Genomic DNA, 19,341 nt, shown 5'->3' with positions numbered 1-19,341 from the left:
CTCGGAGATGTGTATACCAGACAGACCCCGGAAAGCCCCGCCCCCGAAAGGAGCGCCATGGACACCGCTGATTTCTCTGCCGCCGAATACACCGATCGCCTCTCGCGCATCCGCGCGGCCATGGCGCGGGCCCGGCTTGATGCGCTGATCATCACCGATCCGTCGAACATGGCCTGGACGACGGGATATGACGGCTGGTCGTTCTATGTGCATCAGGCGGTGGTCATCGGCCCGGATGGCCCGCCGCTCTGGTGGGGGCGGGGGATGGATGCGGCAGGCGCGCGGCGCACGGTCTGCATGCCCGATGACTGCATCCATTCCTACGAGGACAGTTATGTCCAGAACCCGGACAAGCACCCGATGGAAGTGCTGGCCGCGCTTCTGACCGCGAAGGGCTGGCATCGCGGGCGCATCGGCGTGGAGATGGACAATTACTATTACTCCGCCAAGGCGCATGCAGTTCTGGAGGCGCATCTTGAAGGCACGCTGACCGATGCCGGCGGGCTGGTGAACTGGCAGCGGGCCGTGAAATCGCCTGCGGAGCTGGAGCGCATCCGCCGCGCCGCGCGCATCGTCGAGGCGATGCACCGCCGCATCATCGAGGTTGCCGAGCCCGGCTTGGCCAAGAATGTGCTGGTGGCCGAGATCCTGCGCACCGGCACCCTTGGGGCGGAGGGGTATTGGGGCGACTACCCCGCGATTGTGCCCATGGCGCCCTCGGGGCTTGACGCCACCGCGCCGCATCTGACCTGGGATGACCGGCCCATGTTGGCCGGTGAACCGCATTTCTTTGAAATTGCGGGAGTTTACCGGCGCTACCACTGCCCGCTCTCGCGAACGCTGTTTTTTGGCGAGCCGCCCGCGAAATACCGCCGCGCCGAGGCCGCCGTGCAGGAGGCCACCGCCGTGGCTCTGGAACAGGCCCGCCCGGGCAACCATTGCGAAGACATCGCCAATGCCTTCAACGCCCGGCTCAACGCGCTGGGGTTTGAAAAGGACAGCCGCTGCGGCTATCCGATCGGGCTGAGCTATCCGCCGGACTGGGGCGAGCGCACGATGTCGCTGCGCCGCGGCGACCGCACGGTGCTGAAACCGGGGATGGTGTTTCATTTCATGCCCGCGCTCTGGCTGGATGACGGCGGGTTGGAGATCACCGAGAGCATTGTCATCACAGAAACGGGCGCCGATAGGCTGTGCGATCTTCCCGGTCAGATCACCGTCAAGGACTGAGTGCTCCGGCCTTTTTACGATCGCAGGCAAGGGCTTACCCGGCATCGGAAACCTCCGCGCCCATTGACGGCGGATCATCCGGGCGCAGCACGGTCAGCTGCCCCCGCCCCTCGCGCTTTGACGTATAGAGCGCGTGATCGACATCCGAGAGCAGGCGGTAAGCCTCAGGCCGGGAATAATCCGCCGACAGGACCGCGCCGATCGAAGCGCCGATCCGGCAGGGTCGGCCTTCATGAAGAAAGGGCAGCTTCACCCGTTCGAGAATGCGCGCGCCAAGCTGGTGCACCGGGGCCGGGTCGGTGAGGTCGGGCAGGATGAGGATGAATTCATCCCCGCCCACCCGCGTGACCAGATCGGTTTCGCGCACCGCACCCGACAGGATCTTGCCGACCTCGCTGAGCACATGATCCCCGGCGCCGTGGCCCAGCGTGTCATTCACCTCCTTGAAATAATCAAGGTCCAGATGGACAAGCGCAAAGTTCGTGCCTGATGCCAGCAGCAGCGACAGCTTCTGCTCCATGGCGCGGCGATTGAACAGGCCGGTAAGCGCATCGGTCAGTGCCTGTTCTTCGGCCTGCTGCTTGGCGCTGCGCAGTCGCAGGTTCATCTTCGCCAGCTCCCCCATCACGGCGGCCTTTGCCTCGGCCAGATAGAGCAGTTCAATGACCAGATCGGTCGGCGCGAAATCGGTGTCGCTGAGGCCGTGATCGCGCACCGCCTCGCGCACCGCGTAGCCGAACGAGAGGTTGACCAGTACCTCCTCCGCGCCCCTGAGCGGCACCGCGACGCCCTTGAACCCGGTGCCCGGTGCGCGGCGCAGGTTCATGCGCAGCCGCATTGCCTGCGCCAGATCATGGGCATGGCGCAGCTTGGCGGGGCGACGCAGCGAAAAGACCGCCCTCAGATCAGCGCCGATCACATCGGTCCCCATCAGTTTCAGCAGCGTCGGCCCGGCGGCGCGGATGCGGCAGTCTGAATCGAGATGAAGATACATCGGCATCAGCTGACCCAGCGCGCCGGGCGCCAGCGTGAAATCCGGCTGGAAATGGTCGCCGTCCATCAGTGCGCCTCCGGCACGGCAAGCTCGAAGCGCCGCCCGGCGTGATAGGCCGGATCATGCAGCTCGATCGCGATCATCTCATCGAAATGCTGATCGGCCCGCCTGGACCCGAGGGAAGCCCTGCGCCTGCTTCCCCGATGCTCCAGCACCGCAAGCGCGCCGTAGTCATCCGCCAGCGCGCGCAGCACACCCACCATGACATGTCCGAACCCTGCGCGGCACCGGTGGCAGGTCAGAATGAAGCGGCCCGGCCCGCCTTCGCTCAGCGTCAGTTCCGGCAGTTGCAGTTCCGGCACGGCCAGACGGGTGCGCCCGCCGAGATCATCCAGTGAATACAGGAAATCGGTGAAACTGACCCCGCCGAACCGCAGCAGCCTGCGCAGCGGTTCCAGCCGGTCATTGGACACCAGATAGGTGCCCAGATCTTCCAGAAGCGATTCCCGTGGCGTGGCGAGAAGCTGCGAGGCCGTGGCCAGAACCGCCTCCCCCAGCGCGGGGTCATAGAGCTGCATCGCCTCAAAGCCTTCAGGACCCAGCCGCAGCCTGAGACCGGAGCGCAACGCCACTTCCTCCCACAGCGCTTCGCCATAGGAATCGCTGAGAAAAGACTGAATCGCCTTGCTGATCAGACCGTGCATGAGCGCCCCGCAATCATCGGTGCGACTCAGCCTAGGGCCAAGGGGTTAAGGAATTCAGAACTCCGCCCGGCGCGGGCCGCCGTTCAGCCGGTAAGGCCCAGAAGCTGGGGCAGATGGCCGATATCGGGGCGCACGGCATCGGCCAGCGGGGCCAGATCGGCCTCGGCGGCAACGCCTGTCAGCACCGCCAGCGTCGCCATCCCCGCCCCGCGCCCGGCGATCAGGTCATGACTGCTGTCACCCACCATCAGAACCTGATCAGGCGCCAGACCGCAATGGCGGGCAAAGGCCAGAAGCATCCCGGGTTCGGGCTTGCCGCCATGGCCGGAGTCGAAACCGACGATGAAATCGAACAGATCGATCTGCGCAGCGACATGGCTGCGGGCAACCGCCTCGTTGTCATTGGTCGCCACGCCCAGCCGGTAACCCGCACCGCGCAGCTGCATCAGAAGCGGGCGCAGCGGCACGGTTTCAACCACGGCCACCTCGGCGGCGGCGGCGGCCATCTGCGCCATGAGCGCGCCTGCCCCGCCCGCCCGGGCGGGCAGAAGCGGCGCGATCAGCTCGGCAACTTCCTCGCTGGTGCCGGCGATCACCAGACTGTGCGGCAGAAAGCGCCGGGTCGCCGCATCATAGCCCATCACCTCGGCCAGCGCCGCGCGCAAGGCGGGGTCAGGCCCGGCCAGTTCAGCAATCATCCTGCCCGCCCAGACGCCCCAGGTTGCCTGAAAATCAAACAGCGTTCCGTCCTTGTCGAAAAGAACCGCGCGGATGTGCTTCATGTCCGGGCCCGTCATGTCCAGTGAAACTGTTCGCCGCCAGGCAGGGCCGCGCGGGCGTTTGCCGGTGTTTCGGGCGGCATCTCAAGCGTGGCGCAGCATTCCAGCAGCATCCCCTCATCCGCCATCAGAAAATCAATCACGGCCAGCAGGAACACCGGGTCCTGCGCGTTGCGGCGCAGGCTGTCGGGCTCGGTGCCCGTCGCCGCCAGAAAGGCCGCGATCCGATCATGGTCCTGCGCCAGCCAGCCCAGCACCTGCACTGCCAGAAGCTCGGCAGCGGGTTGTGTCATTGCCATGGAAGCCCGTGTCCTTTTTGACCTGCCCGCGCCGGTTTCCGCCTTTGGAAAGAATTCGTTAACCATTTGGCGTTAACTCCTAGGTAAGCTGCCTGAACGAACCAATCAATGCACAAATGACCGCAGCAACAGGCGGCAGGGTACACACAGGATGACGGGCAAGATTCTCATCGTGGATGATCTGGCGATCAACCGGATCATCCTCAAGGTCAAGCTGGCGTCAGCCTGCCACGAAAGCGTGCAGGCGGCCGATGGTGCCACCGCCCTTGCCATGGCGCGCGATGAACGGCCCAAGCTGATCTTGCTGGACATGATGCTGCCCGACATCTCGGGGATCGACGTGTGCCGCCGCCTGCGCGCTGACCCGCTGACGCGCGATATCCCGGTGGTGATCATCACCGCCTCGTCCGATCGCGCGCGGCGGCTGGAGGCGCTGGAGGCGGGTGCGGACGAGTTTCTGAGCAAGCCCCTGAACGAGGTGATTCTGCTGGCGCGCATCCGCAGCCTGTTGCGCACCCGCGAGACCGAGGCCGAGCTGCGCCTGCGCGCCGCCACCTGGCAGGAGCTGGGCTATCAGGACGCCGACCCGTCCCTTGCCGGGCCCGGGCGTATCGGCCTGATCGCGGCTGAGCCGGTCATCGCGATGAGCTGGCGCGCGGCGCTCGCGCCCTATCTGCCCGATCAGATCGAAATACTTACCCCCACGGGCGCGCTGACCGATACCAACGAGCGCCCGGTTCCTGATCTCTATGTCGTTGCGGCCCATCTGGGCGCGCATGGTTCAGGGCTGCGGCTGGTGGCCGATCTTCGCTCCCGCCTTGCGAGCCGGGATGCGGCGATCAGCCTGGTACTGCCCGAGGCGGATTCCGAGACGGCGGCGATGGCGCTTGATCTGGGGGCGAATGACATTCTGACCCTGCCCTTTGTCGCGCAGGAAACGGCGATGCGGCTGCGCCTGCATATCCAGCGCAAGCGGCGCACCGACCTGTTGCGGCGGCAGGTTCACGACGGGATGAAACTGGCAGTGACCGACCCGCTGACCGGCCTCCATAACCGCCGCTATGCGCTGTCGCATCTGGAACGGATCGCCAAGTGCGCCGAAGGGTCAGGCAAGGCATTCGCGGTCATGGCGCTGGATCTGGACAGGTTCAAATCCATCAATGACCGCTTTGGCCATGCCGCGGGCGATGCGGTGCTTGAAACGCTGGCCGGTCGGCTGCGCGACAGTCTCAATCCGGGTGATCTGATCGCGCGCATGGGGGGTGAGGAGTTTCTTGTCGTCCTGCCGGACACCTTGTTGCCTGAGGCCCGTCAGGTTGCTGACCGGCTGTGCCGGGCGGTGGGGGAAAAAGCGATCCCGCTGCCCGCAAGCGGCTGCGAAGCGGTTCAGGTGACCATCTCGGTCGGCCTGGCGATGGGCGGGCCGGGCACAACAGCACAAGAGATTCTGAGCCGCGCAGACAGCGCCTTGCTGGCCGCCAAGGCGGACGGGCGCAATCAGGTCACGATATCAGCCACCGCCGCCTGAGCGCGCACAGTGGCGGCAAGGGCAGCCGTGTTCACCGTCCGGGCAGACGACGGCCGGTCCCTTCCTCGATGCGGTCGGCCACTGCGCTGCGTTCAGCCGCGTCCAGCTGCGCGACACGGGCCACGAAAGCCTGATGCGCCCGCGCAATCCGCTCGGCGCGCTCGGCATGTTCGGCATCCAGCGCCTCGGTAAAGGCCTGAGCATCGAATTCAGGCGCGCGCAGCAATGCCAGAATTTCGGCGTCGCGCGCAGCGGCGCGGGCGCGGCGCTCTTCGCGGGCGGCGGCATGATCCCCGTCGCCGCGCGGCCCTGCGGCGCGGCGCATCTCGTCGCGCACCTCTTCCGGCATCACCATCCACAAGGTGCGCAGATCCGACGCGCTGTGCATGCGCTGCCGTTGCTCGCCCTTGATCATGCCGCCGGCCAGAACCCCCAGCACCAGAAGGTTGAGCGCCAGCGACACCACCAGAACAATCCGCAGGATGCGGTCTCTGCGCCCTGCCCCGCCGCCTGTATTGCCGCCTTCGGATCCGGCCATGCCGCCCTCCCTAGAAATTGTCAAGAAGCGCCAGAAGCGCATCATCTTCACCAAGATACTGTGCCGCCTCGGCCCAGCCTTCACCACCCTGCACCAGCGACGCGGCACCGGGCAGGATATAGGCCGTCAGACCCTCGGCAGAGCCGGGAACGGCGACACCGATCCAGACCCCTGCCAGCCCCGCGACGCAGACCATCGCAACGCCCGGCGCACCCCCCAGAAGCCTGCCCGCCTGGTCACCCAGCCCGGCAAACCAGCCCCTGAACCCGGCCAGCGGGCGGGACGGCGGCTGCGGACGGGTGGGCGCAGGAAGCTGAGACAGGGCATCATGCAGAAGCCGCCCGGACAGGGCGTCGGGCAATGCGGCCTCAGGCTGCGCGCGTGCCGCCGCGAAAAACGGCTCAAGCAGGCGGTCATCCTCGCGCCCCGGTTGATCTTGCGGTCGTTCGGTCATCGTTCAAACCCCAGTTCTGTGCGCCTTGAAGCGAGTATTTCGCTCAGGCGGCGCTTGCCACGGGCAATCAGGCTTTCCACGGCTTCAACCCCCACACCCAGTATTTCAGCGATCTCGGGGTTGGCGAGCCCTTCGATATGGCGCAGCACGACGGCCACGCGCTGGCGCTCAGGCAATGTTTCCAGCGCCATTTCCAGCGCCCGCGCGCGGTCGGTGGCGATCATCGCATCCAGCACCGCCGGGGCCGGGTGCACCGGCTCATCCACACTGTCGAGCGCGACGCCGCGCCGCTTGCGCAGCCGGTCCGTCGCCAGATTGAACGCCACGCGGTAAAGCCAGGTCGAGGGCCGCGCCATCCCCGCCTGCCATTCGGGCGCGATCTGCCACAGGCGCAGCATGGCTTCCTGCGTGACATCCTCGGCCTCGGCCGGGTCATCCAGCAGGCGCCGGGCAAGGCGCAGCACCGGCGGGGCGAGTCGCGCAAGCAACAGCCGCGCGGCGGTGCCATCACCGCTAGCGTAACGGCTGAGCAGGACCTCGTCGCTTGCATGGGCGCTGTCATCGGCGCTTTGGTCGTCAGGTTCAGGCATGCTGGCGACGGGCTTCCCGGAAAGAACACAAAGCAGGGGCGGGCGGGCGGCAGTGGGCAGGCGGGCAGCTCCTTGTGGCTGCACCGCAGTCAGCGGTAACGCCGGGGCCGCCCGCATGCAAGGCGCTCAGTCGGTCTTGTCAGCGCGGTCGCGGCCCGGGCGCTGCTCCCACCGCTCCTGCGCGGCGGCGAATTCCTCGGCGCTGATCGTTCCGTCGCTGTCGGCATCGATGCGGCGGAAGCTGCGCTCGGCGAAATCATCGGGTGACATCATGCGCTGGCGATGCGAATGCGGCCCATGCCCACGGCCCTGCCGGTCGCCGCGCGCCGCGTGACGTTCGCCCCGCGTGCCCTCGGCACGGCGTTCCGCACCCTCGGCCCGGCGCTCGGTGCGCTCGGCGCGGCGCTCGGTGCGTTCTGCGTCGCGCTGTTCGGCACGTTCGGCCATCCGGTCACGGAAGGCATCGTGGCGCGCCTCGAACGCGGTTGCCAGCTCTTCGTGGCTGAGCAGGCCATCGCCATCGGTATCCCCGGCCTCGATCATCTGCGTGGCGCGGCGCTCGAACAGCGCGGCACGCCGCGTCTGCATCAGATCGCTGACATACGCGGTCCATTCGTCGCGGGTGATCGCGCCATCGCCATCAGCATCGGCGGTGGCAAAGTCAAAAGCGGGCATCATGGGCGCGACGGCGCCCCGGTCGGCCGAGGCCAGGAGCGGGGCAGAACCCAGAATAAGCGCGACAGCCGTTGCGGTTAACAGTTTCATCAGGATATCCTTCCATGATCATGGCTGAGCCGGGCACCGGTTCAGCGCGTTTGACATCAAGTGATACGGCGGCCCCCAGACATTCCGTCGCAGGCTTCTGAAAAAAGATCGCCATGCGTTGACCCTGCGCAAGCGATGCCTATTGTATGTTTGCCATGCATCTTTCGTGCACCAGGCAGAAAGCGATCCTGACATGACCCTTGCCGCTACCCAGCATTCCGCAACCGACACCGACCGCCCGCTGCGCCCGGCGCTTCTGCGCGGCTGGCAGCGGCGCTGCCCGGCCTGCGGTGAAGGGCATCTGATGACCGGCTATCTCAAGGTTCTTCCCGCCTGCCCCTCCTGCGGCGAAGAGCTGCACCACCAGCGCGCCGATGATGGACCGGCCTTCCTGACCATCCTGATCGTCGGCAAACTGGTGATGGCAGTCTATCTTACTGTTTTTCTTGCCTTTCAGCCTGAACCCTGGGTGATGATCGCGCTGTGCTGGACACTTGCCCTGTCGCTTGCGCTGTATCTGCTGCCGCGCCTCAAGGGCGCTTTCGTCGCCATGCAATGGGCGCACCGGATGCATGGTTTCGGGGGGGAACGGCACACCGAATGACGACGGTCGATCCGGCCACAGCTGACAAGACAGCGATCCGCGATGCGGCGACCATCGTGCTGGTGCGCGATGCCGACACCCCTTCGCCGCGGGTGCTGATGGGGCAGCGCGGGGCCGGGGCGGCCTTCATGCCCAACAAATTCGTCTTTCCCGGCGGCGCGATTGACCCTGACGACAGCCTGATCCGCTTTGCCCAGCCGGTTGACCCGCGCACCCGCCAGCGGCTGGCCGCACAGCCCGTTACCCCCATGGCCCCGGCGCCTGAGGCCATGCTGGCCGCCGCGATCCGTGAACTCTGGGAGGAATCCGGGCTGATGCTCGCCCGCCCCGCCCCGTGGGAAGGGCCCCTGCCGCAGGACTGGCGCCGCTTCGCCGATGCGGGGATGAGCCCTGCGCCCGAGGAGCTGCACTACATCTTCCGCGCCATCACCCCGCCGGGCCGCACCCGGCGTTTCGATGCGCGCTTCTTTCTGGCCGATGTGCGCGCGGTGATCGGCGACCCCGATGATTTCTCGCATGCCTGCGACGAGTTGAGCCATCTGCACTGGATCGAACTGGCCGAGGCACGGCGGCTGGACCTGCCCTTCATCACCGAAGTGGTGCTGGCCGAGGCTGAGGCGGTGCTGCATGAAGGCACCCCCGAAAGCGTGCCGTTTTTTGACAACTCAGGCACCGCGCCGGTCTTTCGCCGCATTGGGTGATCCGGCAGGGGGTGCGCTGCCGTCACAAGCCCGTCCCGGCTTCAGCCCCGTCTCCGTCACAGGCCCGTCTCCGTCACAGGCCCGTCTCCGTCACAGGCCCGTCTTCATCACAGGCCCGTCCCCGTCACAGGCCCGCCATCCATTGTCATCACCTATGAAAAAGGCCCCGGCGGCGGCGGGGCCTTGGGTCTTTCCGCCAGCCGGGTTCACCCCCGCGCAGGCACCTTTTGCAAGAGCGGCATCAACGAGGCCATATCCGGCCCATGCGCCTGCCCGGTGACCGCCTTGCGCAGCGGCATGAACAGGCCTTTCCCCTTGCGCCCCGTCGCGGCTTTCACCTCGGCGGTCCAGTTGGCCCATGAATCGGGGCCATAGGGCGGCGGGGGCAGCAGTTTCAGCGCCTCCGAGACAAACTCGGCATCCTCGGGCGCGATATCGGGTTCGGCACCGTCGCGGCACAAAGCCCACCAGCCATCCAGATCGTCCAGCCGGGTGATGTTTTCGCGCGCGACCGACCAGAAACCCCCGGCCTGATCCGCCGGCACACCCAGCGCCGCCAGCTTGTCCGACACCGCCGACAGCGGCAGCGCCTGAACATGCGCGCGGGTCAGCGGCCAGAGGTCTTCGGCGTCAAACTTGGTGGGAGCCGCGCCGAATTGCGACAGCTCAAAACCTTCGGCAATTTCGTCAAGATCGGTGCGCAGCTCAACGGGCTGGCTGGAGCCCAGCCGCGCCATCAGCGACAAAAGCGCCATCCGCTCCACGCCCTGCGCGCGCAGATCACGCAAGGAAAGGGTGCCCAGCCGTTTCGACAGCGCCTCGCCCTGCGCGCCGGTCAACAGGCTGTGATGCGCAAAGGCCGGGGCGGTGCCGCCCATCGCCTGAATGATCTGAATCTGGGTTGCGGTATTCGTCACATGGTCGGCCCCGCGCACAATATGGGTCACCCCCATATCCATATCGTCAACCGATGAAGCAAAGGTATACAGCACCTGCCCGTCCGCCCGGATCAGCACCGGGTCCGAGACCGAGGCCGCATCAATCGACAGATCGCCCAGAATGCCGTCCGCCCATTCGATGCGCTCAAGATCCAGCTTGAAGCGCCAGTAGCCCTCGCGCCCCTCGGCGCGCAGCTTGTCGCGCGCGGCCTCGTCCAGCGCCATCGCGGCGCGGTCATAGACCGGCGGTTTGCCCATGTTGAGCTGCTTCTTGCGCTTCAGGTCAAGTTCCGTAGGCGTTTCAAAACATTCATAAAAACGCCCGTTGGCGCGCAGCTTCGCGGCCTCGTCCCGGTAGCGCTCCAGCCGCTCGGACTGACGCTCGACGCGGTCCCAGTGCAGGCCCAGCCAGTCAAGGTCAGCCTTGATGCCGTCAACATATTCTTCTTTCGAACGCTCCTGATCGGTGTCATCAAGGCGCAGGATGAACTGCCCCCCGGTCTTGCGCGCGATCAGGTAGTTGAACAGCGCGGTGCGCAGGTTGCCGATATGCAGATAGCCGGTGGGCGAGGGGGCGAAACGGGTGACGGTCATGGAAAATCTCCTGCTCGCGGCTGTTTTTCACAAGCGCGCGGTTTTGTCCATAACCTGCACGGGAGGGACGCTATGAGCGACTGGAAGGGCCGCCATGCGCCCGGGCTTGCCGATATCGAGGAACTGGCCGATCAGGCGCGCGCCAGCCTGCCCGAACCCTTTGCCAGCGCGGCGGCGGGCGTGGCGGTTCAGGTGGTCGATTTCGCCCCCGATGACATCCTGGCAGAGCTGGGGATCGAAGACCCGTTTGAGCTGACGGGCCTCTATCAGGGGGTGCCGCTGACGCAGAAATCGCTCTTTGACAGCCCCGGCCAGCCGGACGTGATCTGGATGTTCCGCGCGGCGATACTGGACGAATGGCTGGCGCGGGGCGATGTCACGCTCGACCATCTGATCACGCATATTTATGTGCATGAACTGGCCCACCATCTGGGCTGGTCAGACGAGGATATCGCCCGCATCGACCGCTGGTGGGAGTGACGCGCCGCCCCCGGACATGAGGAAGGGGGCGGAACGCTCAGCGGCGGCGGTCGCGGCGCGACTGCATGGGCTGGAACGCAACCGAGACATGCGCCTCGCAATAGGGTTTTCCGGCCACGGCGGGCAGGCCGCAGAACCAGAATTCCTCGGTCGCCGGGTCGCCGATCGGCCATTTGCAGGTGCGCTCCGTCAGCTCCATCAGGCTGAGCTTGCGCGCGCCCTTTTCCACTTCACGGACATTCGCCAGCGCCTCGGGCGAGATTTCATGCGCCGAGGGTTGCGGCGGCAGGGGCTGGCCCGCCGGAACGATGGGGCGACGGCCCGGCATATGCACGATGGTGGTGCTGGCGGGCGCAGGTGCGGCGGGCTTGTCTTCGTCCGACGCCGCATCGGGGGCGCTGGCCGGGGCCTGAACCTCGGGCTCGGCCGGGCGGCGCACCTCGGCAACGGGTGCCTTGGGCCGCGGTGCCTCGGCGGCGGGCGGCTCTGCCGGGGCTTCGACCGCGGCTGCATCCGCGCCACGGCTGGAAAGGCCCAGCCGGTGCACTTTGCCGATCACCGCATTGCGGGTCACCGACCCCAGCTCCTTGGCGATCTGCGAGGCCGATTTACCCTCGGCCCACATTTTCTTGAGCAGTTCAACGCGCTCGTCGGTCCAGGACATGCTCTGACTCCGCAACGCGGCACGATCGCCCGCAGGGGCGCGTACCGCTCATTTCGTTTTGCCCCTATTCTAACCGGGACGTGTTGAGATACAAGGCGCCCGCATCAATGGCAATGGCCGAGACGAAAAACCCCCGGGAGAGTGTGGATCATGCATCGCAATATGGGCGAACGCCGCTTCGGACGCGTCAACTGGCTGGGCATGCAGACGCTGGCATGGCGCGAAACACGGCGCTTCATCGCGGTCTGGACCCAGACACTGGCTGCACCACTGATCACCGCAGGCCTGTTTCTGGCGGTTTTCAGCCTTGCCATCGGCCCGTCACGCGGGGCGGTGATGGGGGTGGATTTCGTAGCCTTTCTGGCGCCTGGCATCCTGATGATGACGGTGATCCAGAACGCTTTCGCCAACACATCTTCGTCAATCGTGATCTCAAAGGTGCAGGGCAACATCGTTGACACCCTGATGCCGCCGCTGTCCCCCGCCGAAATGGTGGCAGGGTTTCTGGCGGGCGGCGCGGCGCGGGGGCTGATTGTGGCGGCCATCATCGCGCTGGCGCTCTGGCCCACGCTGGGGCTGGTGCCCGCGAATCCGCTGTGGCTGCTGCTGGTGGTTCTGATCGGCGCCTGCATGCTGGGCGCGCTCGGCATTGTCGCCGGGATCTTCTCGAACAAGTTCGACCAGATCGCCGCGATCACCAATTTTGTGGTCACCCCGCTGTCGTTCCTTTCCGGCACCTTCTACTCGCTCGAAAGCCTGCCGGGCTGGTTGCAGACGATCAGCCACCTCAACCCGGTGTTCTACCTGATCGACGGTGCGCGCTATGGCTATCTGGGGGTGTCGGACAGTGACCCGGTGCTGGGGCTGGTGGTGATCACCCTGACTGCAGCGGGATTGTCGGCGCTGGGGTGGAACTGGTTCCGCATCGGTTACCGCCTGAAGCCCTGAGCAGGCTTGTCGCGCAAGTGTGACAGAGGGTAGCATCACGAAAAACGCGCGAAAGCTTGATCTGTGTCAGGTTAGAGTGCATCTATGCGGTGTAGGGGATTCATTCCCTAGAGAAGTTCAGAGGAAGCCATGACCGCAAGATACGCCCTCTCCGCGCTCGCAGCCGCCACCTTTGGCCTGACGGGCTCTGCCGCTTTTGCCGGTGACCCGGCTGCCGGTGAGCAGCAGTGGCGGCAATGTCGTGCCTGCCACATGATCGTCAGCCCCGGCGGCGAGACGATTCAGAATGGCGGTCGCGTGGGGCCGAACCTTTATGGCGTGGTCGGTCGTCAGGCAGGCACCGTGGACGGCTTCCGCTATGGCGCCGATCTGGTCGCCGCCGGTGAGGCCGGGCTGGTCTGGGATGAAGCAAACTTTGTGGAATATGTGCAGGATCCCACGGGTTTTGTGCGCAGCCATTCCGGCAATGCCTCGGCGCGTTCGCCGATGAATTTCCAGATGCGTTCGGGCGCGGCGGATATGTTCGCCTATCTCGACAGCCTCGACAACTGATCGCTGTCACCAACATCAGAACGCCCCGCCCCTCCGGCGGGGCTTTTTGCATTTATCGCCCTGCCTGGATTACGGCCCCGGGTCGCGCATACCAAGGTGCCGCCACGCCGCCATCCGCGCGAAGCGCAGGGTCATCGCCTTGCGTCTTGCGCCCGCCAGCGGGTGTTCGGGTGCCATATGCACGATCTCGGCCCCGTAATCATCGGCCACGATCTGCCCGGCGCCCTCGGGCAGCAGATCCACGGGAAAGTCAGGCGGCACAGCCCAGAAGAAGCGGTCGCACCATTCCAGATAGCCCTGCCACTTGCGGTCCGAGGTGAAATCGGCGCGGCTGGATTTGCATTCGATCACCCAGATCTCACCCTTCGGGCCCAGCCCCATCACATCCACCCGCAGGCCCGGGCGCGGCACCACCTCGTCCAGCGTGGCGAAATCGAGCGAGCGCATCAGGCGGCAGACCCCACGCGCCAGCCGCTGGCCGGGAGCAAGCGCGGGCAGGCCAGCGCCGGATGTGCCAGCGCCAAGGATATCCCCGTCGGAGGCATCAGCGCCGGGGCCAAAGAGGCGGTGCGGGTCGGGGGTATCAGCCGGTTGCATGAACCGGATATGGCGCGCACGGGTGCCCCTGTCCAGCACCGTCCAGCGCGCCCTGCCCGCTCAGCCGCGCCACAAGACCCACCAGCGCCCCCAGCGGGCCACCAGCGCCTCCGGCCGGTCAGCAAGCAGACGGCGCCCCAGAAGCAGCGCCCGCCCGGCAAGCTGCCGTCGCCGCGCCTGCGCCAGCTCCGACAGGGCCGCCGCAGCGGGCACCAGCCCCTCTGGCATATCCTGCGCCAGCCTGTGCACCAGCACATCAAGGTCATTATGATCGCCCAGCAATTCCCCCAGCGCATCGGCGGCGGCGATATGGGGGGCCATCATCTCGGGCCAGAGGGGGTACAGAAGGCGCGCCTGATACCAGTGATGCTTCACCGAACGCCGCCAGTCATGGAACGGCCCGGCATCGAAAGCGCCCTTGAAGCTGCGCTCGGCGCCGCGCTGATCGCGTTGCGCGCGCCGCCAGGTGGCGCTCAACCCTTCGCTCAGCACCTCAAAGCCGTGGCCCTTGATTTTCCAGTCGTCAATCTCGCTGCGCAGCTGAACCAGCGTGTCGCGCAGCACCTCAGTCGCGGCGGCCAGATGTGCCGGATCGCGCAGGCTTTCCACATCCCCGGCAAGGATCGCTCGGACCGCCCGCAGAGCCGCCGGATCGTTCAGCGTGGCGGAAGGATCGTCAGCGGCGACAAGGCTGTCAAAAGTGACAATGCGCACCTCGGCATCGCGCACGAGCGCCAGTTGCGACGCACTGCGCCTAAGCGCGGATTCCGCGCGCGCAAAGCCTTTGAACCGGGGTTTCACCAGCCGCAACAGCCCGCGCAACTTCTTGGTTTCCTTGCGCAACCCGTGCACACTGCCCGCATCGGGCAGCGCAGGCGCGCGCGCAAGGGCGGCGTCAATGCGCTCAGCCGCGATGCGCCGCACCCCGGCTTCGATGTTCTTGTCATCGGGACTGAACTGGTAGGCCATGTTCTTCACCCGCCTCCCACTCTGCTGACAGGGAGTTAAGCACCCGGGCATGACAGAAATGTATCACAGTTTCGTGTGCGCGCCTTCCCCCTTGCGGGAACCCCGGGACAGGCCTACATTCGTTCTTGGCGGGTGCTGCTCTTCTCGTGGAAGGCCCTTTTCCAGTGGCCGATAAGCATTTCCGAGGGGGCTGGCTCTGCCAGGGTCCTGGCCCTGGTATCCGGCGCCCACCTGATTAGTCAGGCTCTCGGGAAATTCAAGCCTTCCACGGCCGCTGCGGGCCCGCCACCTCAGCCGCCACCCTGACCGGGACAGGCTCTGCATCGGGCACCAGCAGGGAATCGCGCAGGCCGCCGTCGCTTTTGTCTTCGGGTTCGGCCATCTGCATGATGCGGATGGCAAACTGCACCCCGGCAAAGACCAGCCCGTTGAAAAAGAACAGTAAAAACAGGGCGATCCAGCCGCCCTGCGTTGCCATGATCAGGCTGCGCAGGCGCGCGACATCGGCCCAGAGCAGGACCGCCACGAAAACGGCGGCAAGGCCGAAGCCGATCAGCACCTGCCGGATATAGAGTTTGACGAGTTCAGGCATATGAAACCCTCCTGCCCCGCACATATAGCCCCATTCGCGCGCGGCGCGAGAGGCCAATCTGTCGCGGCACCGGCGGGGCGGCAGAGACCTGCCCCGCCCAAGGGTCAGAATGCTTCGGGCCGGGCTTCGCGCGCCATGTGATCCAGCACGGCATTGACGAATTTCGACTCACGCCCCTCAGGGAAAAAGGCCTGCGCGATCTGCACGAATTCAGTGATCACCACGCGCGGCGGCGTGTCGGTTTCGCTCAGTTCCGCACCGGCGGCACGGAAAAGCGCGCGCAGGGTGGGGTCAATCCGGGCGATCGGCCATTTGGCGACAAGCGCGCGGTCGGTCAACTGGTCGATACTGGCCTGAAAATCCACAGCCAGATCAACCAGTTTGCTGAACAGGGCCAGATCGGCCTCAACCCAGGTTTCATGCTCACCCTCGACGCCGATCCGATGGGTGACAAATTCATGGCGGACGGATTCAACCGTCTGGCCTGACTTTTCCATCTGGAACAGGGCCTGAACCGCGTAAAAGCGTGCAGCCGCGCGCAGGGCGCGCTTGTCCTTGCCGCCGCTCATGCCTGTGTGCCCCCGTCCCGGCCCTGTGCAAGTTGCACCTCGCCATTGGCGGGAAGGAAGCCGATGTTGCGCTTGGGTGCGCCCCAGCGCCGGGACAACGCGATCAGATGCAGCGCCGCCGCCGCCGCGCCGCCGCCCTTGTTCTGGCCCTCAGCATCAGCGCGAACGGCAGCCTGTTCGTGGGTTTCCACGGTCAAGATGCCGTTGCCGATGCAGGCGCCCTGAAGCCCCAGCAGGGTCAGGGCGCGCGAGCTGTCGTTACAGACGGTGTCATAATGCGTCGTCTCACCCCGGATCACGCAGCCCAGCGCCACGAAGCCGTCGAAATTGGCCATGCGGAAGGCCTGACCGATGGCGGTGGGCACTTCCAGCGCGCCCGGCACCTCGATCAGCTCATGCGTGGCGCCCGCAGCGTCAAGCACCCCGCGCGCCCCGGCAACCAGATCATCGGCGATGTCCTTGTAATAGGGGGCAACGACGATCAGCACCTTCACGGGCTTTTCAAATGCAGGCATCGGCGGGCTGTAGTGGCTGGCTCCGGCCATGGTTCACTCCTTCGGGATCGGGCGGGTGCCCGTGATCGACAGCCCATAGGCTTCAAGGCCGACAATGCGCGGCGTGGGCGAGTTGGTCACCAGCACCAGTTCATGCAGGCCAAGGGCTGCCAGAATCTGCGCCCCCAGCCCGTACTGGCGCAGGGTCTGCGGGGCGTGGGCCTCGCCGGTCATCAGCTTCATCGAGGTGTCGCGCAGCAGCACAACCACGCCGCGCCCCTCGGCGGCGATGGTGCGCATCGCGCCGCGCAGATCGCCTGCATGGTCAGCGCCCACGCCCAGCACATCTTCCAGCGGGTTGAGCGCGTGCATGCGCACCAGAACCGGCTCAGGTGTGCTCAGATCACCCTTGCTCAGCACCACATGTTCGGCGCCCTGCGTCTGGTCGGTGAAGACCCGCATCTGCCAGTCGCCGCCAAAGACCGATGTCACCTCAAGGGTTTCGGTCTCGCGCACCAGGTTGTCGTGGCGGCGGCGATACGAGATCAGATCGCTGATCGTGCCGATCTTGAGGCCATGCTTCTGGGCAAAGGCCACCAGATCCGGCAGGCGCGCCATATCGCCGTCATCTTTCATGATCTCGCAGATCACGCCCGAGGCATTCAGCCCCGCCAGCCGCGAGATATCGACGGCGGCTTCGGTATGGCCCGCGCGCACCAGCACCCCGCCGTCGCGCGCGCGCAGCGGGAAGATATGGCCCGGCGTCGCGATATCGGCGCCGGTTTTCGACGGGTCAATCGCCACGGCAACCGTGCGCGCCCGGTCATAGGCCGAAATGCCGGTGGTCACCCCTTCGCGCGCCTCGATGGACACGGTGAAAGCGGTTTCATGGCGCGAGGCATTGTTGGTGGACATGAGCGGCAGGCCCAGCGCGTCAATCCGGCTGCCGGGCAATGTCAGGCAGATCAGGCCGCGCCCGTGGGTGGCCATGAAATTGATGGCTTCCGGCGTGCACATCTGGGCGGGGATCACCAGATCGCCCTCGTTCTCGCGGTCTTCATGGTCGACGAGAATGAACATGCGGCCGTTGCGCGCCTCGTCGATGATCTCTTCGATGGTCGAAATGGCGTCATGCCAGTTTTCTTCGACCGGTCCGGGGGTCTCGAAGGTCATGGTTCGTCCCTTTCCTGCGTTGCTGCCCAGATAGCGCAAGGACAAAGCGGGGGAAAGGGGGCGAACGGTGCGCCCGCGCAGGACATCGGTGCGCAGAGGCACGAAGGGGGGCCCTGCACGGGAAGGTCAGGCGGCGCCGGCCGAACCTGTGCGCTCCATCCTCGGGATGGAGAAACGGGCCGGTCATCGTCAGGGGGCAGCGCTGTCGGGCATCAGATTTTTCGCCGGTTCATTCGCATGAGTTTTCGGCCCGTCGTTTTCCGCGACGGGCAGATGGCGCGCGGCATGGGCTGCGGCACGAAAGAACAGCGCCCGCGCGGCGGGTGGACAGGCCGCACCCACGACACCCAGTTGCATTGCCGAAAGCCCGGCACCCAGCGCCATACCCTCGGCCATCTCCCAGCCGCTGACCAGCGCGTGCAGAATGCCCGCCGCATAGACATCGCCCGCGCCAGTGGTATCCACAACCTGTGCGACCGGCGCGGCAGGACAGCGCAGCACCTGCCCGTCGCGCCCGATTGCACGCGCCCCCGCCGCGCCTTCGGTCACCACCAGCCAGCGGGGGAAGCCGAGAGCGTCCGGCGCAGGCAGGGCGGCCTCCGCGCCGACTGCCTCCTGCGAGGCGATCAGCACCTCGGCCACGGGCGGCGCATCACGGCGCGACCATTGCGCAACCACCGGGCCGCGCCCCAGATGCCGCCGGGAAAGCGCGTCGGTTCCCGGCGCCTCGGCGGCAATATAAATCCCGTCCCAGTCGCCGTGAAACCCGGCGATGTCGAGGCCGTCATGCCAGACCCGCCTGCCCGGCCCCGCCTGCCCGATATAGAGGATCGTGCGCTCGCCCTCGGCATCCAGCAGAATCATCGGCTCGGGCACCGGGGTCTCAGGCCGTGCGACCCGCGACACATCCAGCCCCGCCGCCGCCAGTTCCGCCAGAATCGCATCGCCACGCGGACCTGCGCCCAGCACCGAGGCCAGCGTCACGGCATGCCCGGCAAGGGCAAGCGCCCGGGCGCTGTTCGCTGCCGCACCGCCGATGAAAAGGCCCAGATCCTCGCCCCTTATACGCGCGCCGGTTACCAGCCGGTCGATGCGCACGAAGCGGTCATGGTTGATTGCGCCGGTTACAAGAAGACGTGCCATCAGTTCCCTCCGTTTCCGGGCGCCAAGGCCTTAAACAGGCTGCGGCTGTCCATCCGCGCAAGGATCAGCGCGATGGTGTGGCACTGGCGCCAAATGCCCGCCCCGCCGACGCACGCAGCCTCGGGCATTCGGGCGGGCAGGTTGCGGAAGCACTGGCGCAGATCGAACACGGAAAACCCCACATAGGCGAGGGAGGGATGGATCGCCCCCGCCAGCGTATCATACCCGCCCACAGGCACCACCACGATGAAAGGCTGACAATGCCGGTCACGGTGGAAAAGGTCAGCACGCCCCCCTCTCCGGAACAGCGTATCGCGGCCCCGGAACGCTTCGTGCGTGGCGCCGTTGTCAGGCTGTGACAGCGTTCCGGCAACCCGCGCGCCGGGCTGTGACAATGCGTCCCATATTGAAAGTTGAATATATCCCGGCCTGATGCTATTCA

The 19,341-nt window shown here is 66.2% G+C and carries 25 protein-coding genes; 7 read left to right on the top strand and 18 right to left on the bottom strand.

Annotated features, from left to right (window positions below; translation table 11 throughout):
- The first annotated feature begins 57 nt into the window (after positions 1-57).
- Positions 58-1,230: a M24 family metallopeptidase gene (locus V7Q53_RS09695; protein WP_333828338.1), complete on the top strand. Its 1,173-nt coding sequence runs from the start codon at positions 58-60 to the stop codon at positions 1,228-1,230.
- A gap of 34 nt (positions 1,231-1,264) precedes the next feature.
- On the opposite strand, the gene V7Q53_RS09690 is transcribed toward V7Q53_RS09695, so the two are convergent.
- The 4 genes from V7Q53_RS09690 to V7Q53_RS09675 form a co-directional block, all read right to left on the bottom strand.
- The gene (locus tag V7Q53_RS09690; RefSeq protein ID WP_333828337.1) at positions 1,265-2,290 is read right to left on the bottom strand and encodes a GGDEF domain-containing protein; all 1,026 of its coding nucleotides are present in this window, start codon (positions 2,288-2,290) and stop codon (positions 1,265-1,267) included.
- Positions 2,290-2,928 (bottom strand): heme NO-binding domain-containing protein, encoded by a 639-nt coding sequence (locus V7Q53_RS09685; RefSeq protein WP_333828336.1) that lies wholly within the window; start codon positions 2,926-2,928, stop codon positions 2,290-2,292. The genes V7Q53_RS09690 and V7Q53_RS09685 overlap by 1 nt, the downstream gene beginning before the upstream one ends.
- A gap of 83 nt (positions 2,929-3,011) precedes the next feature.
- A complete protein-coding gene (locus V7Q53_RS09680; RefSeq protein WP_333828335.1) occupies positions 3,012-3,710 on the bottom strand; it encodes an HAD family hydrolase in 699 nt (232 codons plus the stop codon).
- An 11-nt stretch (positions 3,711-3,721) separates the two neighbouring features.
- A complete protein-coding gene (locus V7Q53_RS09675) occupies positions 3,722-4,006 on the bottom strand; it encodes a DUF3572 domain-containing protein (RefSeq protein WP_333828334.1) in 285 nt (94 codons plus the stop codon).
- Positions 4,007-4,157: 151 nt separating this feature from the next.
- On the opposite strand from V7Q53_RS09675, the gene V7Q53_RS09670 reads away from it, so the two are divergent.
- Complete coding sequence (locus V7Q53_RS09670) at positions 4,158-5,534, top strand: diguanylate cyclase domain-containing protein (RefSeq protein ID WP_333828333.1); 1,377 nt, start codon at positions 4,158-4,160, stop codon at positions 5,532-5,534.
- Between the two features lie 31 nt (positions 5,535-5,565).
- Here the strand turns inward: V7Q53_RS09670 and V7Q53_RS09665 are convergent, their stop codons facing one another.
- The 4 genes from V7Q53_RS09665 to V7Q53_RS09650 form a co-directional block, all read right to left on the bottom strand.
- On the bottom strand, positions 5,566-6,072 hold the full coding sequence (locus V7Q53_RS09665) for a periplasmic heavy metal sensor (RefSeq protein WP_333828332.1): 507 nt from the start codon (positions 6,070-6,072) through the stop codon (positions 5,566-5,568).
- Positions 6,073-6,082: 10 nt separating this feature from the next.
- On the bottom strand, positions 6,083-6,526 hold the full coding sequence (locus tag V7Q53_RS09660; RefSeq protein WP_333828331.1) for a hypothetical protein: 444 nt from the start codon (positions 6,524-6,526) through the stop codon (positions 6,083-6,085).
- Positions 6,523-7,116: an RNA polymerase sigma factor gene (locus V7Q53_RS09655; protein ID WP_333828330.1), complete on the bottom strand. Its 594-nt coding sequence runs from the start codon at positions 7,114-7,116 to the stop codon at positions 6,523-6,525. Before V7Q53_RS09655 ends, V7Q53_RS09660 begins: the two co-directional genes overlap by 4 nt.
- Before the next feature lie 126 nt (positions 7,117-7,242).
- A complete protein-coding gene (locus V7Q53_RS09650) occupies positions 7,243-7,881 on the bottom strand; it encodes an EF-hand domain-containing protein (protein ID WP_333828329.1) in 639 nt (212 codons plus the stop codon).
- Between the two features lie 193 nt (positions 7,882-8,074).
- Here V7Q53_RS09650 and V7Q53_RS09645 point away from each other — a divergent pair, with 193 nt between their 5' ends.
- Together V7Q53_RS09645 and V7Q53_RS09640 are read left to right on the top strand one after the other, a co-directional pair.
- Positions 8,075-8,485: a DUF983 domain-containing protein gene (locus tag V7Q53_RS09645; RefSeq protein WP_333828328.1), complete on the top strand. Its 411-nt coding sequence runs from the start codon at positions 8,075-8,077 to the stop codon at positions 8,483-8,485.
- Positions 8,482-9,186 (top strand): NUDIX hydrolase, encoded by a 705-nt coding sequence (locus V7Q53_RS09640; protein WP_333828327.1) that lies wholly within the window; start codon positions 8,482-8,484, stop codon positions 9,184-9,186. The genes V7Q53_RS09645 and V7Q53_RS09640 overlap by 4 nt, the downstream gene beginning before the upstream one ends.
- Before the next feature lie 206 nt (positions 9,187-9,392).
- Here V7Q53_RS09640 and gltX read toward each other — a convergent pair whose 3' ends face one another.
- Positions 9,393-10,718 (bottom strand): glutamate--tRNA ligase, encoded by a 1,326-nt coding sequence (gene gltX / locus V7Q53_RS09635; protein WP_333828326.1) that lies wholly within the window; start codon positions 10,716-10,718, stop codon positions 9,393-9,395.
- Between the two features lie 72 nt (positions 10,719-10,790).
- Between gltX and V7Q53_RS09630 the strand changes: the two genes are divergently transcribed.
- Positions 10,791-11,198: a metallopeptidase family protein gene (locus tag V7Q53_RS09630; RefSeq protein WP_333828325.1), complete on the top strand. Its 408-nt coding sequence runs from the start codon at positions 10,791-10,793 to the stop codon at positions 11,196-11,198.
- Positions 11,199-11,235: 37 nt separating this feature from the next.
- On the opposite strand, the gene V7Q53_RS09625 is transcribed toward V7Q53_RS09630, so the two are convergent.
- Positions 11,236-11,862, bottom strand: a complete 627-nt coding sequence (locus V7Q53_RS09625; RefSeq protein WP_333828324.1) for a GcrA family cell cycle regulator — start codon at positions 11,860-11,862, stop codon at positions 11,236-11,238.
- A gap of 150 nt (positions 11,863-12,012) precedes the next feature.
- On the opposite strand from V7Q53_RS09625, the gene V7Q53_RS09620 reads away from it, so the two are divergent.
- Both V7Q53_RS09620 and V7Q53_RS09615 read left to right on the top strand, forming a co-directional pair.
- Positions 12,013-12,810, top strand: coding sequence for an ABC transporter permease (locus V7Q53_RS09620; protein ID WP_333828323.1), 798 nt, complete (start codon positions 12,013-12,015; stop codon positions 12,808-12,810).
- A 129-nt stretch (positions 12,811-12,939) separates the two neighbouring features.
- The gene (locus V7Q53_RS09615; RefSeq protein ID WP_333828322.1) at positions 12,940-13,362 is read left to right on the top strand and encodes a c-type cytochrome; all 423 of its coding nucleotides are present in this window, start codon (positions 12,940-12,942) and stop codon (positions 13,360-13,362) included.
- Between the two features lie 69 nt (positions 13,363-13,431).
- Here V7Q53_RS09615 and V7Q53_RS09610 read toward each other — a convergent pair whose 3' ends face one another.
- From V7Q53_RS09610 to V7Q53_RS09575, 8 genes are all read right to left on the bottom strand, one after another.
- Complete coding sequence (locus V7Q53_RS09610) at positions 13,432-13,959, bottom strand: MmcB family DNA repair protein (protein WP_333828321.1); 528 nt, start codon at positions 13,957-13,959, stop codon at positions 13,432-13,434.
- Between the two features lie 60 nt (positions 13,960-14,019).
- A complete protein-coding gene (locus tag V7Q53_RS09605; RefSeq protein ID WP_333828320.1) occupies positions 14,020-14,928 on the bottom strand; it encodes a CHAD domain-containing protein in 909 nt (302 codons plus the stop codon).
- Between the two features lie 256 nt (positions 14,929-15,184).
- Positions 15,185-15,520, bottom strand: a complete 336-nt coding sequence (locus V7Q53_RS09600; protein WP_333828319.1) for a hypothetical protein — start codon at positions 15,518-15,520, stop codon at positions 15,185-15,187.
- 104 nt (positions 15,521-15,624) lie between these two features.
- Entirely contained in the window at positions 15,625-16,089 is a 465-nt protein-coding gene (gene nusB / locus V7Q53_RS09595) for a transcription antitermination factor NusB (RefSeq protein WP_333828318.1), read from the bottom strand.
- Entirely contained in the window at positions 16,086-16,634 is a 549-nt protein-coding gene (locus tag V7Q53_RS09590; RefSeq protein ID WP_333828317.1) for a 6,7-dimethyl-8-ribityllumazine synthase, read from the bottom strand. Before V7Q53_RS09590 ends, nusB begins: the two co-directional genes overlap by 4 nt.
- 3 nt (positions 16,635-16,637) lie before the next feature.
- Positions 16,638-17,756 carry a 3,4-dihydroxy-2-butanone-4-phosphate synthase gene (gene ribB, locus V7Q53_RS09585; RefSeq protein ID WP_333828316.1) on the bottom strand — a complete coding sequence of 373 codons (1,119 nt, stop codon included), beginning with the start codon at positions 17,754-17,756 and terminating at the stop codon, positions 16,638-16,640.
- A 189-nt stretch (positions 17,757-17,945) separates the two neighbouring features.
- Positions 17,946-18,899, bottom strand: a complete 954-nt coding sequence (locus V7Q53_RS09580; RefSeq protein WP_333828315.1) for a carbohydrate kinase family protein — start codon at positions 18,897-18,899, stop codon at positions 17,946-17,948.
- The gene (locus tag V7Q53_RS09575) at positions 18,899-19,294 is read right to left on the bottom strand and encodes a hypothetical protein (protein WP_333828314.1); all 396 of its coding nucleotides are present in this window, start codon (positions 19,292-19,294) and stop codon (positions 18,899-18,901) included. Before V7Q53_RS09575 ends, V7Q53_RS09580 begins: the two co-directional genes overlap by 1 nt.
- Positions 19,295-19,341 lie beyond the last annotated feature (47 nt).

Origin of the sequence: Pararhodobacter sp., assembly GCF_036802785.1 — a bacterium.
Classification (GTDB): domain Bacteria; phylum Pseudomonadota; class Alphaproteobacteria; order Rhodobacterales; family Rhodobacteraceae; genus Pararhodobacter.
The sequence above is the reverse complement of the archived record's forward strand: the minus strand, read 5'-3'. Positions and strand labels throughout refer to the sequence as shown.